Source organism: Burkholderia sp. BCC0097, from assembly GCF_902832985.1.
Taxonomy (GTDB): Bacteria; Pseudomonadota; Gammaproteobacteria; order Burkholderiales; family Burkholderiaceae; genus Burkholderia; species Burkholderia orbicola.
The window spans coordinates 120,393-135,460 of record NZ_CADFDM010000007.1 but is presented as its reverse complement, the minus strand read 5'-3'; the positions used below and the strand labels follow the sequence as shown (position 1 = coordinate 135,460).

The window sequence follows — 15,068 nt, the reverse complement described above, 5'->3', positions numbered from 1 at the left end:
TTGGCGGTTTCCACAGTATCGAAGCGCAAGCCATTCACGGATACTGTATTTTCTGCGAAAAGCCATTACGTTCCAGCATGACTTTCGATCTCCGGCAATTGCGTGCGTTCACCACGATCGTCGCGTGCGGCAGCCTCGGCCGCGCGGCCGACGCGCTGCACGTCACGCAGCCGGCGCTGAGCCGGATCCTGAAGCGGCTCGAGGATCAGGTCGGCGCGCCGTTGTTCGAACGCCATTCGAAGGGCGTGCAGCTCACCGCGTTCGGCGAAGCGTTGCTGCCGCACGCGACGCTGCTGCAGCACGAGGCCGAGCATGCGCGCGAGGAACTGGACGCGATGCGCGGACTCGCGAAGGGCACGATCAAGGTCGGCACGGTGGGCAGCATCGCGAGCCTCGTGCTGCCGGTCGCGGTCGGCCGCGTGCTCGATCGCTGGCCGAACCTGCGCGTCGAAATCATCGAAGGCGTGTGGGACCGGCTCGCCGAAGGGCTGATCAAGCACGAGATCGATCTTGCGCTGTCCGCGCACGGACCCGATACCGACGAGATCGTCGCGATTCCCGAGTGCCGCTGGGAAGACCGCAGCCATATCGTTGCGGCGCCGCACCATCCGCTGCGCACGCTCGGCCGCGCGCCGACGCTCGCCGACACGCTGCACGCGCGCTGGGCGATTCCGCCGCGCGGCACCGCGCCGTTCGACCACATGCGGGCGACCTTCGACGCGCACGGGCTCGCGCTGCCCGACATCGCGGTCGAGACGCGCTCGGTGACGACGCTGAAAAGCCTCGTCGCGCATGCCGGCTTCCTGAGCTGGATGGCCGAGCCGATGTACGGCGCCGAGCAGCGCGCCGGCACGATCGACACGCTGCCCGTGCGCGAGGTCGTCGCGGTGCGCACGCTCACCGCTTTCCGGCGCCGCCACGGCATCCTGCCGGGGCCAGCGGGCAAGCTGCTCGAGGAACTCGTCGCATTGACGCGCGAAGGTCGCTGACAACACTTTCCGCACCGGCCGCCCGTTCGCCCCCTCCCCGCGCTGCCCGCACGCCGCCGCAGCGCACCATCGAAATGCCGTTTCCCCGCCTTGACTTTCGCTCGTCCGAATACGATCATTCGCTCACACAAAGAGCAAATGATCGTATTCGACAGCAATGATCGCAACAGGAGACACCGGTTGACGTCCTCGTCCGCCTAAAGGCGGAGGATTCCCACATCTGGCGATGCACGTCCGCATCGGAGAATGTTCAACGCAGCGTTGGTATCTCGATCATGCTCGACACCACAGTCACTGCAGGCCCACTCTCTTATTCTCAGTCCCGCGATACCTTTCGGCCGCGTCGTGCTGTCTTTCGATCCGCACGACGAACAGGACTGGGTCGAACCGCTTTCGTCGACTTCCTCGAACGTAGCCCCGTGCGCGATCGCTTTGTAGCGGAGCTTGTTTCGGAAGGACGACCAGGACGCGTCGTAGACGCTCTTCGCCATCCTGGTTCTGGCGAGTTTTGCGGCCGACACGTTGCCGACAGCGATGTAATCGAAGCGCCGCACCAGATCGAGCGCGAGCTTGTGTTGGAAATCGCCACGGGCGTTCGCCACCTTGGCGTGCAGCTTCGCGATATGCCGCTTGTGCTTTCGCGCCCGCTGCGCTTTCGCGAGCTTTTCCGCCGCGCGTCGGCCGAACCGGTCATTGGGCAACTTCTCGCCGGTCGAAAGTGTGGCGAAGTCTTTCAGGCCGAGATCGATGCCGACGCCGGAACGGATCGGGCGGGCCTGCACATCCGGCATCTCGATCACGATGTTCAGAAACCAGTTGCCGCTTGCATCCTGCGCAAAGTTGGTTCCGTGCTTGATCTTGCCTCCGGGAAGCGGTCGGCTGTTGAACACGCGGAAGGTGTTGCCGGCAAAGCGGAACGCATCGCCTTCGCGCTTCAGGTCTCGGCCCTTCATCGGCACCCAGCCGAGCGACTTCCTGCCGCGATAGCGCAGGTAGGGCCGACGGTGCTGACTGCGCGACTTCGCGTATTGCTCGCACGTCGCATTGACCGTGCCGGAGTGAATACCGAGTTCCTTGCTGCTGCCGGTCGTCAGCACGTTCAGGTCGAATCCTGTAGGACACTTCTTGCCCCACTTGAGCGCGTGCTTCTGCGTGTCGTTGCAGAAGTTCCAGACGTAGTTCACCGCACGGCTCTGCTTGTTGAGCAGCCCATTGAGCGACTTCACGCGGTAGCGGTAGACAAGGATCATGCCGGTGATCCTAACCCGTGGACGAAGCTGCCTGTCAACAGCACGCCTTTCCTTCCCGCTATCCGCCCCGTAGGAAGTGCCCTTCGGCGAAATGGCGGGGTTTCTCGGAGAAAATTCTGATGACCGAATCGCCCGCCGCCCACGCGCCCGTGCTGCTGCACATCGGCGCGGGCTCGTTTCACCGCGCGCACCAGGCGTGGTATCTGCATCGCGTGAACGCGGCCGTGCCGGCCGACGAACGCTGGTCGCTGACTGTCGGCAACATCCGCGACGACATGCGCGCGACGATGGACGCGCTCGCCGCGCAGCACGGTGCGTACACGCTCGAAACCGTCACGCCGCAAGGCGAGCGCGCGTACGAGACGATCCGTGCGATCACGCGCGTGCTGCCGTGGTCGATCGACCTCGCCGCGCTGATCGACGCCGGCGCCGATCCGGCGTGCCGGATCGTGTCGTTCACCGTCACCGAAGGCGGCTACTACCTCGACGAACACAACCGGCTCGACATCGCGAACGCCGATCTCGCCGCCGACCTGCAGGGCGCGCGCACGACGCTGTACGGTGCGCTCGCCGCGCTGCTCGCCGAACGCGTGAAGCGCGGCGCGGGCCCGCTCACGCTGCAAAGCTGCGACAACCTGCGCAACAACGGCGCGCGGTTTCGCGCGGGGATGCGCGAATTCCTCGAACGGCGCGGCGAAGGCGGCCTGCTCGCGTGGTTCGATGCGCACGTCGCGACGCCGAGCGCGATGGTCGACCGCATCACGCCGCGCCCGACCGCCGACGTGCGCGAGCGCGTCCTCACGGCCACCGGCGTCGACGACGCGTGCCCGGTGATGGGCGAATCGTTCATCCAGTGGGTGATCGAGGACCGCTTCGCGGCCGGTCGCCCGCGCTGGGAGCTGGCCGGCGCCGAACTCGTCGACGACGTGCATCCGTACGAGGAAGCAAAGATCCGCATCCTCAACGCGACGCATAGCTGCATCGCGTGGGCCGGCACGCTCGCGGGTCATACGTACATCCACGAAGGCACGCACGACCCGGCAATCCGCCGCTTCGCGCACGACTACGTGACACAGGACGTGATCCCGTGCCTCACGCCGAGCCCGCTCGATCTCGCGCGCTATCGCGACGTCGTGCTGGAGCGCTTCGGCAACCCGTACGTGCTCGACACGAACCAGCGGGTCGCGGCCGACGGTTTCTCGAAGATCCCGGGCTTCATCGCGCCAACGCTCGTCGAGTCGTTCGCGCGCGGCGCGGCGCCCGTCGCCACCGCCGTGCTCCCCGCGCTGTTCCTGCGCTTTCTCGAGCGCTGGGCGCGCGGCACGCTGCCGTATGCGTACCAGGACGGCGTGATGGACGACAGCAGCGCACGCGCGATCGTCGAAGCCGACGACCCGGTCGTCGCGCTGTGCGCGAACCGCGCCTTGTGGGGCTCGCTCGCCGGCAACGCGGCGCTGTTCGACGCGCTGCGCGCCGGGCTCGCGCGCGTCGACGCCTGGCTCGCCGCCCGCTGATGACCCGCGTGCGGCGCCCGGCCGCGCCGCCGGGCGAACCCGCTTGGCACAGGCCGTGCGGCACGGCTAAAGTAGCGGCTCCTCACTGACCGAACGGATCGCTCATGTATCTCGGCATCGACCTCGGCACCTCCGAAGTGAAGGTGCTGCTGCTCGCCCCGGACGGCGCGGTCGTCGGCACCGCCGGCTCGCCGTTCAGCGTGTCGCGGCCGCATCCGCGCTGGGCGGAACAGCATCCGGACGACTGGTGGCAAGGCACGCTCGCCGCGCTCGCGGCGCTGCGCGAACGGCACCCGCAGGCGTTCGCGCAGGTGCGCGGCATTGGCCTGTCGGGCCAGATGCACGGCGCGGTGCTGCTCGGCCGCGACGATCGCGTGCTGCGCCCCGCGATCCTGTGGAACGACATGCGCAGCGCCGACGAATGCGCGCTGCTCACCGAACGCGCCCCCGATCTCCATGCGCTGGCCGGCAACCTCGCGATGCCCGGCTTCACCGCGCCGAAACTGCTGTGGGTCGCGAAGCACGAACCCGACATGTTCGCGGCGACCGCGTGCGTGCTGATGCCGAAGGACTACCTGCGCTTCCGGCTGACCGGCGCGAAAGTGTCCGATCCGTCGGACGCGGCTGGCACGCTGTGGCTCGACGTCGCGCGCCGCGACTGGTCCGATGCGCTGCTCGCCGCGTGCGGGATGACGCGCGGGCAGATGCCGCGCATCGTCGAGGGCAACGCGCCGTCCGGCACGCTGCGCGCGGACGTCGCACGCGAGTTGGGGTTATCCGAGGCCGTGCTGGTCGCGGGCGGCGGCGGCGACAACGCGACGAGCGCGCTCGGCATCGGCGCGATCCACGCGGGCGACGGCTTCGTGTCGCTCGGCACGTCCGGCGTGCTGAGCGTGGTCGGCGACCGCTTCATGCCGAATCCCGCGTCGGCCGTGCATGCGTTCTGTCATGCGATTCCCGATCGCTGGCAACTGATGAGCGTCGTGCTGTCCGCCGCGAGCTGCCTGCGCTGGGTCTGCAAGCTGACCGGCACCGACGAGCCCACGCTGCTCGCCGAAGTCGAGGCGCTCGACCCCGACGCGCTCGCCGCCGCTCCGCTGTTCCTGCCCTACCTGTCGGGCGAGCGCACGCCGCACAACGATGCGTACGCGCAGGGCGTGTTCTTCGGCATGACGCACGCGACCGACCGCGCGCACCTCGGCTACGCGGTGCTCGAAGGCGTGACACTCGGCCTCGCCGACGGCCTCGACGCGCTGCACGCGGCCGGCGTCGAGACCGACCAGTTGTCGCTGATCGGCGGCGGCGCGCGCAGCGCGTTCTGGGCGCAACTGATCGCCGATGCGCTGAACGTGCGCACGCGTCAGCACGGCGGCGGCGAAACCGGCGCGGCGCTCGGCGCGGCACGGCTCGGCTGGCTGGCCGTCGGCGGCGATCCGCAGACGGTGCTGACCAAGCCGCCGGTGCGCGCCGAATACGCGCCGGACGCCGCCCGCCACGCGCGGCTGCGCGAACGCCTCGATGCATTCCGCACGCTGTACCGTCACGTGCGGCCGCTGTACGAACCGTCGCGCGCACGGCTCGCGTAGGCGCGCTCCGTCGCACGGCCGGCCGCCGGCCAGCCGCGCGACATGCGTTACAGTGGATGCCGTCATGCGGCCCGCCGGCCGGCCCGCGGGGCGGCCCCCAGATCCGAACCGAATCGCTATCGTGTCCAAGTCCTCAGAAAAACTCGATCTCGCCACGCGCGCCGCGTGGCTCTATTACGTCGCGGGCGACACGCAGAACGAAATCGCCGAAAAGCTGCAGGTGTCGCGCCCCGTCGCGCAGCGCCTCGTCGCGTTCGCGGTCGAGAAGAACCTGATCCGCGTGCGCGTCGACCATCAACTCGCCGACTGCCTCGATCTCGGCGCGCAACTGTCGAAACGCTACGGCCTCGCGATGTGCGAGGTCGTGCCCGTCGACGCCGATGCGCCCGACGCGATCGACCGCAAGCTCGCGGTCGCCGGCGCGCAGGTGATGGAGCGCTACCTGAACGAAACCCGGCCGATGGTGATCGCGGTCAGCAGCGGCCGGACGCTGAAGGCCGCGGTCGCGCAGATCGCGCAGATCGACCGCCCGCAGCACCGGCTCGTGTCGATGGTCGGCGCGATCGCGGCCGACGGCTCGTCGAACCGCTACGACGTCGCGCAGTACATCTCCGAGAAAACCGGCAGCAAGCACTTCCTGCTGCCCGCGCCGCTGTTCGCGGACAGCGACGCCGAGCGCGCGCAGTGGTGCAATCACCGGCTGTACCGGATCGTCGAGACGCTGTCGGGCGAGGCCGACGTCGCGTTCGTCGGGATCGGCAACATCGGCCCGCACTGCCCGCTCTACGAAGACGGCTTCATCACCGAACAGGAACGCGACGAGATGACCGCGCTCGGCGCGGTGGCCGAACTGCTCGGCGTGCCGATCGACGCGCAGGGCACGCAGATCACCGTGTCGACCAGCGCGCGCGTGACGAGCGTCGCGCTCGCCACGCCGCCGAAGCTGCCGACGATCGCGTTCGCCGGCGGCCCGAAGAAACACGACGCGGTGATTGCCGCGCTGCGCGGCGGCTGGCTGTCGGGGCTCGTCACCGACGAAGCCTGCGCGCGTGCGGCGCTGGCCGCGAAGGCGGCCTGACGCGGCCTGAGCCATCGCATGCGCCTGCTCAGGCCGCGCGCGGCGCCGGAAACGCATGCTGGCGGGCGCACCACGCGCCGACCCACGCCAGCGCCAGCAGCGCGACGAGCACCCACGGAATCGCACCGGCGCCCGTCGCGCCGAGCAGCATGCCGCCCGCGATGCCGCCGCCGGCGATCGCGAGATTCCAGACCGTCACGAGCATCGACTGCGCGACGTCGGCCGACTCCCCCGCCGCGTTCGCGGTGGCCGTCTGGAACAGCGTCGGCGCGCCGCCGAACGCGAGCCCCCACAGCACGACGCCCGCATAGACGATCGTCATCCCCGACCCGGCGCCGAGCATCGCCGCCGCCAATGCGAACAGCGCGATGCTCGCGAGCGTCAGCCGCCGTTGCGCGACGCCGATCCATGCGCCCGTCAGCGCGATGCCGACCAGCGACGCGACACCGAACACGAACAGCACCACATCGACCTGCGCGCTCATCCGCACGCCCGCAAGGAACGGCGCGACGTACGTGTACAGCATGTTGTGCGCGAGCACGTACGCGAACATCACCGTGAGCACCGGCCGCACGCCGGGCAGCGCCATCACGCCGAGCACCGGCTCGCGCGCGCCGGCCTGCTGGCCCGGATAGTCGGGCACGCGCAGGCGAATCCAGCCGATCAGCGCCAGCGCCGCGACCGTGATCCCGGCGAACGCGACGCGCCAGCCGAACATCGCGCCGAGCGCCGTGCCGGCCGGAATGCCGATCGACATCGCTGCCGGTATGCCGAGCATCGCGACCGCGATCGCCCGGCCGCGCAGCGACGGCTCGACCAGCCGGCTCGCGTAGCCGGCCAGCAGCGCCCACAGCAGCCCGGCCGACATCCCCGCGACGAACCGTGCGGCCAGCGTGAGCGCGTAGTACGGCGACGCGGCCGTCAGCGCGTTCGACACGACGAAGCCGGCCAGCGCCGCGAGCAGCAACCGCCGCCGGCGCATCGCGCGCGTCGCCGCGACGAGCGGGATCGCCGCGACGATCGAACCCAGCGCATAGACGGTCACCAGTTGACCGATCAGCGCCTCGGTCACGTGCAGGTCGGCGCTCATCAGCGGCAGCAGGCCGGCCGGCAACGCTTCGGTAAGCACCGTGATGAAGCCGGCGGTGGCAAGCGCGAGCAGGTTCGCGACGGGCAGACGTGCACGAGCCGGCGCGGACGAATCTGCCGCACGATCGACAGCGCGGTCGGAGACGGATACGCACTCGCTCATGCCGCGCTCCGGTCGTCGACGCCATACACCGCATCGCGCACGTCGGTGACGATGCGCCCGTGCATCCCTTCGTACAACGTATTGGTCAGCGCGACGACCGTCAGCCCGGCTGCGCGGTCGACGAACCACGCGTGCCCGTACGCACCGCCCCAGCGCCAGGTGCCGACCGACTCCGGCGACTGCGCGGCCACCGGGTCATGCAGCACGGAAAAACCGAGCCCGAAGCCGAATCCCGGCGCATCCGGCAAGTCGTGCGCGCCCGGCTGCACCCGCGCCATCTCGTCGACCCAGCGCGGTGCGAGCCAGCCGTCGAGGCCCGTGCGCAGCGTATCGAGCAGCGTCAGGCAATCGTGCGCGGTGCCGACCATGCCCGCGCCGCCCGACGGCCACGCGGTCGCATCGAACGCGCGCGCCGGCTCGAAGCGGATGCCGACCGTGCCGTCGAACACCGGCACGAGATCGTCGTCGGCCATCCGGCGCGGCACGTCGGGCGTACTGACGTAAGGCGTCGCCAGACGCGCCGCGTCATGCGTGAAAAATGCCGTGTCGGTCATCCCGAGCGGCGTCGTCACGAGCGCCGCCACGGCGTCGGCGAGCGGCCGGCCGTCGACCGCCTCGATCAGCGCGCCGACCACGTCGGTCGCAAGCGAGTAGCCCCACGACGTGCCGGGCGCGAACTGCAGCGGCACGCCGGCGATGCGCCGCACGTTCTCGGCGAGCGACAGGCTCGCGCGATCCATCCCGTCGGACACGCCCGCACGCGCATACGGGCCGTCGGCGTCGGCTTCGAGAAAGCGATAGCCGAGCCCGGCCGTATGCGACAGCAGATGCCGCAGCGTGATGTTCGCCGGCGTGCCGTCGGCTAGCGTCGGCGTGAACGCGGGCAGCCAGCGCGCGACCGGTTCGTCGAGCCCGATCTTCGATGCCGCGACCAGCCGCATCGCGGCGGCCGTCACGATCGGCTTGGATATCGACGCGAGCCGGAACAGCGTGTCCTCGCGCATCGGCGTGCCGGCTTCGCGATCGGCCAGCCCGGCCGCGCGTGCATAACGCAATTCGCCGTCGCGCGCGACCAGCACGACCGCGCCGACCGCGCGCGCATCGGCCAGCGCGCGGTCGAGCACGGCATCGAGCCGGTCGCGCAGCGCGGCATCCGGTTCGGCGCGGCGGGCGGTGACAGGCAGTGATGACATGGCGTGACCTCGAACAGTGAAGGAACGCCCATCGTAGGGAGCCGGCACGAGAAGAAAAATCGGGTTAGAGTTCCGGACACTCCGGACATGGGTGTCCGCAATCGGGAACCTGCATGGAAAATCTTGGCGGTTTCGTCGTGTTCGTCCAGGTCGCGGAAACACGCAGCTTCGTCGCGGCCGGCCGCGCGCTCGGACTGTCGGCGTCGGCGATCGGCAAGCGTATCGCGCGGCTCGAGGCGCGCCTGAACGTACGGCTCTTTCACCGCAGCACGCGCAGCATCACGCTGACGGCCGAGGGCGCGCGCTTTCTCGAACGATGCCGGCGCGTGATCGCCGAAATCGACGCGGCCGAGCGGGAACTGACGCAGAGCGTCGAGGCGCCGCGCGGGCGGCTGCGCGTGAGCCTGCCGACGATCGGCACGTTGCTGTTGCCGGTGCTCGCCGATTTCATGGCCGCGTATCCGGAGATCGAACTCGACATCGATTTCAGCGACCGGATCGTCGACGTGATCGACGAAGGCTTCGACGTGGTACTGCGCACCGGCCATCCGACCGATTCCCGGCTGTCGTCGCGGCTGCTCGGCCACTTCCGCCAGCACCTGGTCGCGTCGCCCGACTATCTCGAACGGCACGGCACGCCGCGCACGCCGGCCGACCTCGCGCAGCACCGCTGCCTGCATTACCGATTCCCGAGCAGCGGCAAGCTCGAGATCTGGCCGCTGCGCGCGCCGCGCGCCGGCACGCCGCCGGAGGTACCCGTCTCGATGGTCAGCAACAACGCCGAGACGCGCCTGTGCTGCGCGCTGCGCGGGCTCGGCATCGCGTGCCTGCCCGAGTTCTTCGTGCGCGACACCCTCGCCGACGGCAGGCTGCGCGCAGTGCTCGACGATCACGTCGCGAGCCGCACGCCGTTCTACGTGCTATGGCCGTCGGGCCGCCATCCGCTGCCCAAGCTGCGCGCGTTCGTCGACTACATGGCCGAGCATTTGCGGCTGTAACCGGCGCGCGGCCGTCAAGCCGCCTTCGCGTGCGCGCTGAGCCGCCGGAACGCCTGCCCGTTTTCGTCGAACAGGTGACAGTGCTCGGCCTGCGCATGCACGCGCAGCGCTTCACCGGTGCGGTACGTGTCGAGCGGCGGAATCCGTGCGATCAAACCGTCCGGCGCGACGGCCGACTCCGCATACAGATATGCGGCGTCACCCAGCGACTCGACGGCCATGGTCCGCGCGGCGACGCCTGCCGCCGCCGCATCGACCAGCAGATGCTCGGGCCGCACGCCGACGGTCACCGCGGCGCCGCGCTGCAGCCCCGCCGCGTCGACCGCGACCCGCTGCGTCTCGCCGCTGTCGAAGCGCACGAGCACGCCGCCCGCATCGGCCGATTCGACCGTGCCCTTCAGGAAGTTCATCTTCGGCGAGCCGATGAAGCCCGCGACGAACTGGTTCGCCGGCGCGTGATACAGCGCGTTCGGCGTGCCGACCTGCTGCACCGCGCCGCCCGACAGCACGACGATCTTGTCGGCGAGCGTCATCGCCTCGACCTGATCGTGCGTCACGTAGATCATCGTCGTCTTCAGCTCGTCGTGCAGCCGCGCGAACTCCAGCCGCATCTTCACGCGCAGCGCGGCATCGAGGTTCGACAGCGGTTCGTCGAACAGGAACACCTTCGGCTTGCGCGTGATCGCGCGGCCGATCGCGACGCGCTGCCGCTGGCCGCCCGACAGCTGCTTCGGCTTGCGGTCGAGCAGGTGATCGATGTGCAGGATCTTCGCGGCCTGCTTCACCGCCTGGTCGATCTCGGGCTTCTTCGCGCCGGCGAGCTTCAGGCCGAACGCCATGTTGTCGTACAGCGTCATGTGCGGGTACAGCGCATACGACTGGAACACCATCGCGATGCCGCGCTTCGCGCTCGGCACGTCGTTGACCTTCGCGCCGTCGATCAGCAGGTCGCCGTTCGAAATGTCTTCCAGGCCGGCGATCATCCGCATCAGCGTGGATTTGCCGCAGCCGCTCGGGCCGACGAACACGACGAATTCGCCGTCGGCGATGTCGAGGTTCACGTTGCGCAGCACTTCGGTGTCGTCGTAGCGCTTCGCGATGTTGCGCAGGAGCACGCTTGCCATGATCTGTCTCCGTTCGTTCGTGATGCGCCGCGTTGAAAGCGGCGCGCCTTCGTTCCTGATTGCTAGTTCGGCAGCACCGCGCCCGTCGCCTGCCAGCGCGCGACGTAGCCGGGCAGCTCGTGCATGTCGTCGAATACGTGACGCGCGCCGATACCGCGCAACGCGTCGATCTGCGCCGCCGACGCGTGCCCGCCGCCGACGAAGCCGAGCACGGTCATGCCGGCCGCGGCGGCCGCGGTGATGCCGGTCACGCTGTCCTCGACGACCAGGCATTGCGCGGGCACCACGCCGAGCGCGCGTGCGGCTGCCAGATACACGTCGGGCGCCGGCTTCGGCCGCGCGACCGAATCCGCGCAGAACAGCCGGCCGCCGAAAAAGCGCGCGAGGCCGGTGCGCGCGAGCGCCGCTTCGACGTACGCGCGATAGCTGTTGCTCGCGCACGCCGTCGTCAGGTCGATCGCGGCCAGCGCCGCATCGATGCCGTCGACCATCGGCGCGTTGACGGCCGCGGCCTCGACCGCGCGACGGATCGCGTCGACGTCGTCGGCCGACAGCGTGCGGCCGACCGCGTCGCTCGCGCCGGCCAGCACGCGCTCGATGCGCAGCCCGAGCAGCGGCATCACGGCCGGCCGCGCATCGACGCCCGGCCAGCGCGCATCGAGTTCGCGCACGATCACGTCGGCGGCCACGGCCTCGCTGTCGATCAGCACGCCGTCGCAATCGCAGATCAGCACGTTGACGCCGTGACCGGCCGCGCCTTTGCTTGCGCCGCTCATTTAACCGCCCCGAACGTGAGCCCGCGCACGAGCTGCTTCTGCGACAGCCAGCCGACGATCAGGATCGGCGCGACCGCGAGCAGCGAAGCGGCGGACAGCTTCGCCCAGAACAGCCCTTCGGGGCTCGAGTACGACGCGATGAACACCGTCAGCGGCGCGGCATTCGAGCTCGACAGGTTGATGCTCCAGAACGCCTCGTTCCACGACAGGATCACGAGCAGCAGCGCGGTGGACGCGAGCCCCGGCAGCGCCATCGGCATCAGCAGGTAGACGATCTCCTGCCACGTCGACGCGCCGTCGATGCGCCCGGCCTCCAGGATGTCCTTCGGGATCTCGTTGAAGTACGTGAAGGTCATCCACACCGCGATCGGCAGGTTGATCAGCGTGTAGACGATCACGAGCCCCGACACCGTATCGAGCAGCCCCGCGTTCTTCCACAGCAGGTAGATCGGCACCAGCACGCCGACCGACGGCATCATCTTGGTCGACAGCATCCACAGCAGCACCTTCTGCGTGCGGTGGTTCGGGAAGAACGCCATCGCGTACGCGGCCGGCACCGCGAACAGCAGCGAGATCACCGTGACGCCCGCCGAGATCAGGATCGAATTCCACGCGAACCCGAAGTAGTTGCTGCGCGCGAACACCTCGCGGAAGCTGTCGAGCGTCGGCATGAAGAACAGCGTCGACGCGTACGCCTGCTGTTCGGTCTTGAACGCGGTGATCGCCATCCAGAAGATCGGGAAGAACAGCAAGAGCGCGATCAGCCACGCGAGCGTGCCGGGCAGCGCGCGCCGCACGAGGTCGAACACGGCCGGCGTGCGCCGGCCTGCCAAGGTCAGGTCGCTCATTTTTCGTACTCCCCTTTCAGATTGCGCGCGAGCATCCGCACGAGGAAGAACGACACGACGTTCGCGACCACGACGGCGATGATGCCGCCCGCGGATGCGAGGCCGACGTCGAACTGCTGCAGGCCGAGCGCATAGATCAGGTACGACAGGTTGGTCGTCGCATCGCCCGGGCCGCCGCCGGTCGTCGTATAGATTTCCGCGAAGATCGACAGCAGGAAGATCGTCTCCATCATCACGACCACGGCGATCGCGCGCTTCAGGTGCGGCAGCGTGATGTAGAAGAACATCGCGATCGGGCCGGCGCCGTCGATGCGCGCGGCCTCCTTCTGCTCCTGGTCGAGCGACTGGATCGCGGTAAACAGGATCAGGAACGCGAACGGCAGCCACTGCCACGCGACGATGATGATCACGGCGGTTAACGGGTAATCGGCGAACCAGTCGATCGGCGTCATCCCGAGCGCGCGCATCGCGTTCGCGACGAGCCCGTACACCGGATGAAGGATCATGTTCTTCCAGATCAGCGCGGAGACCGTCGGCATCACGAAGAACGGCGCGATCGCGAGCAGGCGCGCGACGCCCTGCCCGTAGAACTTGCGGTCGAACAGCACGGCCATCAGCACGCCGCCGATCACGGTGATCGCGAGCACCGCGCCGATCAGCACCAGCGTGTGCCAGATCGCCGGCAGGAACGACGGATCGGTCGCGAGGAAACGGTAGTTGTCGAGCCCGGCGAAGCCCTTCACGTCCGGGTTCAGCAGGTTGTAGCGCGAGAACGAATACCAGATCGTCATCGCGAGCGGAATCGACATCCACAGCAGCAGCACCGCGACGGACGGCGACACGAGCCAGCTCGCGCCGCCGCGCGCACGGCGCGGCGCGCCGGGCGGCGACGACGCGTCGCCGACCGACGGCGCGTGAGCGTGACTCAGGGGAAGACGCAGGTGACGCATGATCGGAGTCCCTCCGGTTGATGCGCGGGCGCGAACGGCCTGCCCGCCTGTCAGCCTAGCCGGCCCGCGCCGTGTACCACGGCGCACGATGCGGGCCGCGCGACGGCTTGCGCGTTACTTCTTGTAGCCGGCCTGGCGCACCGCGCGGTCGGCCGCTGCCTGTCCGGCGGCGAGCGCCTGGTCGACCGACATCTGGCCCGCCACCGCACCGGCGATCGACTGGCCGACCACCGTGCCGAACGACTGGAATTCAGGAATCCCGACGTACTGCACGCCCGTATACGGCACCTTCTTCAGCGACGGATCGTTCGGGTCGGCCGTCTCGATCGCCTTCAGCACGAAGTCCGAGAACGGCGCGGCGGCCTTGTACTCGGCGCGCTGATACGTCGACGTACGCGTGCCCGGCGGCACCGACGCCCAGCCTTCGTCCTTGCCGACCATCTCGATGTACTGCTTCGACGTCGCCCACGCGATGAACTTGCGCGCGGCGTCCTGCTGCTTCGACGTCTTCGGCACGGCCAGCGCCCACGCCCACAGCCAGTGCGAGCCCTTCGGCGTGACGGCGACCGGCGCGGCCGCGAAGCCGATCTTGTCGGCCACCTGCGACTGCTGCTTGTTGTAGAGCATCCCGGCCGCGACCGTCGCGTCGATCCACATCGCGCACTTGCCGGACGCGGTCAGCGTCAGGTTCTCGTTGAAGCCGTTCGAGCTCGCTCCGGGCGGGCCGTTCTTCTTCAGCAGGTTCACGTAGAAATTGATCGCCTTCTTCCATTCGGGCGACGTGAGCTGCGCGTTCCAGTTCTCGTCGAACCAGCGCCCGCCGAACGTGTTCACGACCGTCGACACGTACGCCATGTTCTCGCCCCAGCCGGCCTTGCCGCGCAGGCAGATCCCGTAGGTGCCCTTCGACTTGTCGGTCAACTTGTCCGCGAATTCGGCGATCTGGTCGTAGGTCGGCTGGTCGGGCATCTTCAGCCCCTTCGCCGCGAACAGGTCCTTGCGGTAGAACGTCATCGAGCTTTCGACGTAGAACGGCAGCGCGTAGAGCTGGCCGTTGTACGACAGGCTGTCGCGCGCGGTCTTCACGATGTCGTTCAGGTCGTAGTCGGCCGGCAGCCCCGTGATCGGCGCGAGCCAGCCGCGCTTGCCCCACTGCGGCGTTTCATAGGTGCCGATCGCCATCACGTCGAACTGGCCGCTGCCGGTCGTGATGTCGGTCGTCGCGCGCTGGCGCAGCACGTTCTCCTCTAAGATCACCCAGTTCAGCTTGATGTCGGGGTTCGCCTTCTCGAACGCGGGCGACAGCTTCTTCAGCTCGATCATGTCGGGGTTGTTCAGCGTCGCGATCGTCAGCGTGCCGGCGGACGCCGCGCAGGCCGCCGTCGCGAGCGCGGCTCCGGCGAAACAGCGTGCGGCGGCGTCGAGCATCTTTCGTTGCATGGCATGTCTCCTGTGATTGTTCGAAATGTCGTCGGTCCTGCTTCGGTGTTGCGTCGTTTCCTTCGCGGCC

The 15,068-nt window shown here is 68.9% G+C and carries 13 protein-coding genes; 5 read left to right on the top strand and 8 right to left on the bottom strand.

What is annotated here, in order from left to right; translation table 11 throughout:
* The first annotated feature begins 77 nt into the window (after positions 1 to 77).
* A complete protein-coding gene (locus HWX07_RS23740) occupies positions 78 to 989 on the top strand; it encodes a LysR family transcriptional regulator (RefSeq protein WP_175877879.1) in 912 nt (303 codons plus the stop codon).
* Positions 990 to 1,186: 197 nt separating this feature from the next.
* On the opposite strand, the gene HWX07_RS23735 is transcribed toward HWX07_RS23740, so the two are convergent.
* Positions 1,187 to 2,239: an RNA-guided endonuclease TnpB family protein gene (locus HWX07_RS23735; RefSeq protein ID WP_175877878.1), complete on the bottom strand. Its 1,053-nt coding sequence runs from the start codon at positions 2,237 to 2,239 to the stop codon at positions 1,187 to 1,189.
* A 119-nt stretch (positions 2,240 to 2,358) separates the two neighbouring features.
* Here HWX07_RS23735 and dalD point away from each other — a divergent pair, with 119 nt between their 5' ends.
* The 3 genes from dalD (at position 2,359) to HWX07_RS23720 (ending at position 6,417) form a co-directional block, all read left to right on the top strand.
* Positions 2,359 to 3,753 (top strand): D-arabinitol 4-dehydrogenase, encoded by a 1,395-nt coding sequence (gene dalD / locus HWX07_RS23730; RefSeq protein WP_175878155.1) that lies wholly within the window; start codon positions 2,359 to 2,361, stop codon positions 3,751 to 3,753.
* A gap of 104 nt (positions 3,754 to 3,857) precedes the next feature.
* Positions 3,858 to 5,339, top strand: a complete 1,482-nt coding sequence (xylB, locus tag HWX07_RS23725) for a xylulokinase (protein ID WP_175877877.1) — start codon at positions 3,858 to 3,860, stop codon at positions 5,337 to 5,339.
* A gap of 64 nt (positions 5,340 to 5,403) precedes the next feature.
* Entirely contained in the window at positions 5,404 to 6,417 is a 1,014-nt protein-coding gene (locus HWX07_RS23720; protein ID WP_175877876.1) for a sugar-binding transcriptional regulator, read from the top strand.
* Positions 6,418 to 6,445: 28 nt separating this feature from the next.
* On the opposite strand, the gene HWX07_RS23715 is transcribed toward HWX07_RS23720, so the two are convergent.
* Both HWX07_RS23715 and HWX07_RS23710 read right to left on the bottom strand, forming a co-directional pair.
* Positions 6,446 to 7,669 carry an MFS transporter gene (locus tag HWX07_RS23715; protein WP_175877875.1) on the bottom strand — a complete coding sequence of 408 codons (1,224 nt, stop codon included), beginning with the start codon at positions 7,667 to 7,669 and terminating at the stop codon, positions 6,446 to 6,448.
* The gene (locus tag HWX07_RS23710) at positions 7,666 to 8,862 is read right to left on the bottom strand and encodes a serine hydrolase domain-containing protein (RefSeq protein ID WP_175877874.1); all 1,197 of its coding nucleotides are present in this window, start codon (positions 8,860 to 8,862) and stop codon (positions 7,666 to 7,668) included. The genes HWX07_RS23715 and HWX07_RS23710 overlap by 4 nt, the downstream gene beginning before the upstream one ends.
* A gap of 113 nt (positions 8,863 to 8,975) precedes the next feature.
* Here HWX07_RS23710 and HWX07_RS23705 point away from each other — a divergent pair, with 113 nt between their 5' ends.
* A complete protein-coding gene (locus HWX07_RS23705) occupies positions 8,976 to 9,860 on the top strand; it encodes a LysR family transcriptional regulator (RefSeq protein WP_175877873.1) in 885 nt (294 codons plus the stop codon).
* A gap of 14 nt (positions 9,861 to 9,874) precedes the next feature.
* Here HWX07_RS23705 and ugpC read toward each other — a convergent pair whose 3' ends face one another.
* The 5 genes from ugpC to HWX07_RS23680 all read right to left on the bottom strand — a co-directional run bounded on the left by ugpC (position 9,875) and on the right by HWX07_RS23680 (position 14,998).
* The gene (gene ugpC / locus HWX07_RS23700) at positions 9,875 to 10,984 is read right to left on the bottom strand and encodes a sn-glycerol-3-phosphate ABC transporter ATP-binding protein UgpC (RefSeq protein WP_175877872.1); all 1,110 of its coding nucleotides are present in this window, start codon (positions 10,982 to 10,984) and stop codon (positions 9,875 to 9,877) included.
* Between the two features lie 62 nt (positions 10,985 to 11,046).
* On the bottom strand, positions 11,047 to 11,760 hold the full coding sequence (locus HWX07_RS23695) for an HAD family phosphatase (protein ID WP_175681590.1): 714 nt from the start codon (positions 11,758 to 11,760) through the stop codon (positions 11,047 to 11,049).
* Entirely contained in the window at positions 11,757 to 12,608 is an 852-nt protein-coding gene (locus HWX07_RS23690) for a carbohydrate ABC transporter permease (RefSeq protein WP_011546080.1), read from the bottom strand. The genes HWX07_RS23695 and HWX07_RS23690 overlap by 4 nt, the downstream gene beginning before the upstream one ends.
* A complete protein-coding gene (locus HWX07_RS23685; protein ID WP_089468319.1) occupies positions 12,605 to 13,558 on the bottom strand; it encodes a sugar ABC transporter permease in 954 nt (317 codons plus the stop codon). Before HWX07_RS23685 ends, HWX07_RS23690 begins: the two co-directional genes overlap by 4 nt.
* A 114-nt stretch (positions 13,559 to 13,672) precedes the next feature.
* Entirely contained in the window at positions 13,673 to 14,998 is a 1,326-nt protein-coding gene (locus HWX07_RS23680) for a sugar ABC transporter substrate-binding protein (protein WP_053525355.1), read from the bottom strand.
* Between the last annotated feature and the right edge of the window lie 70 nt (positions 14,999 to 15,068).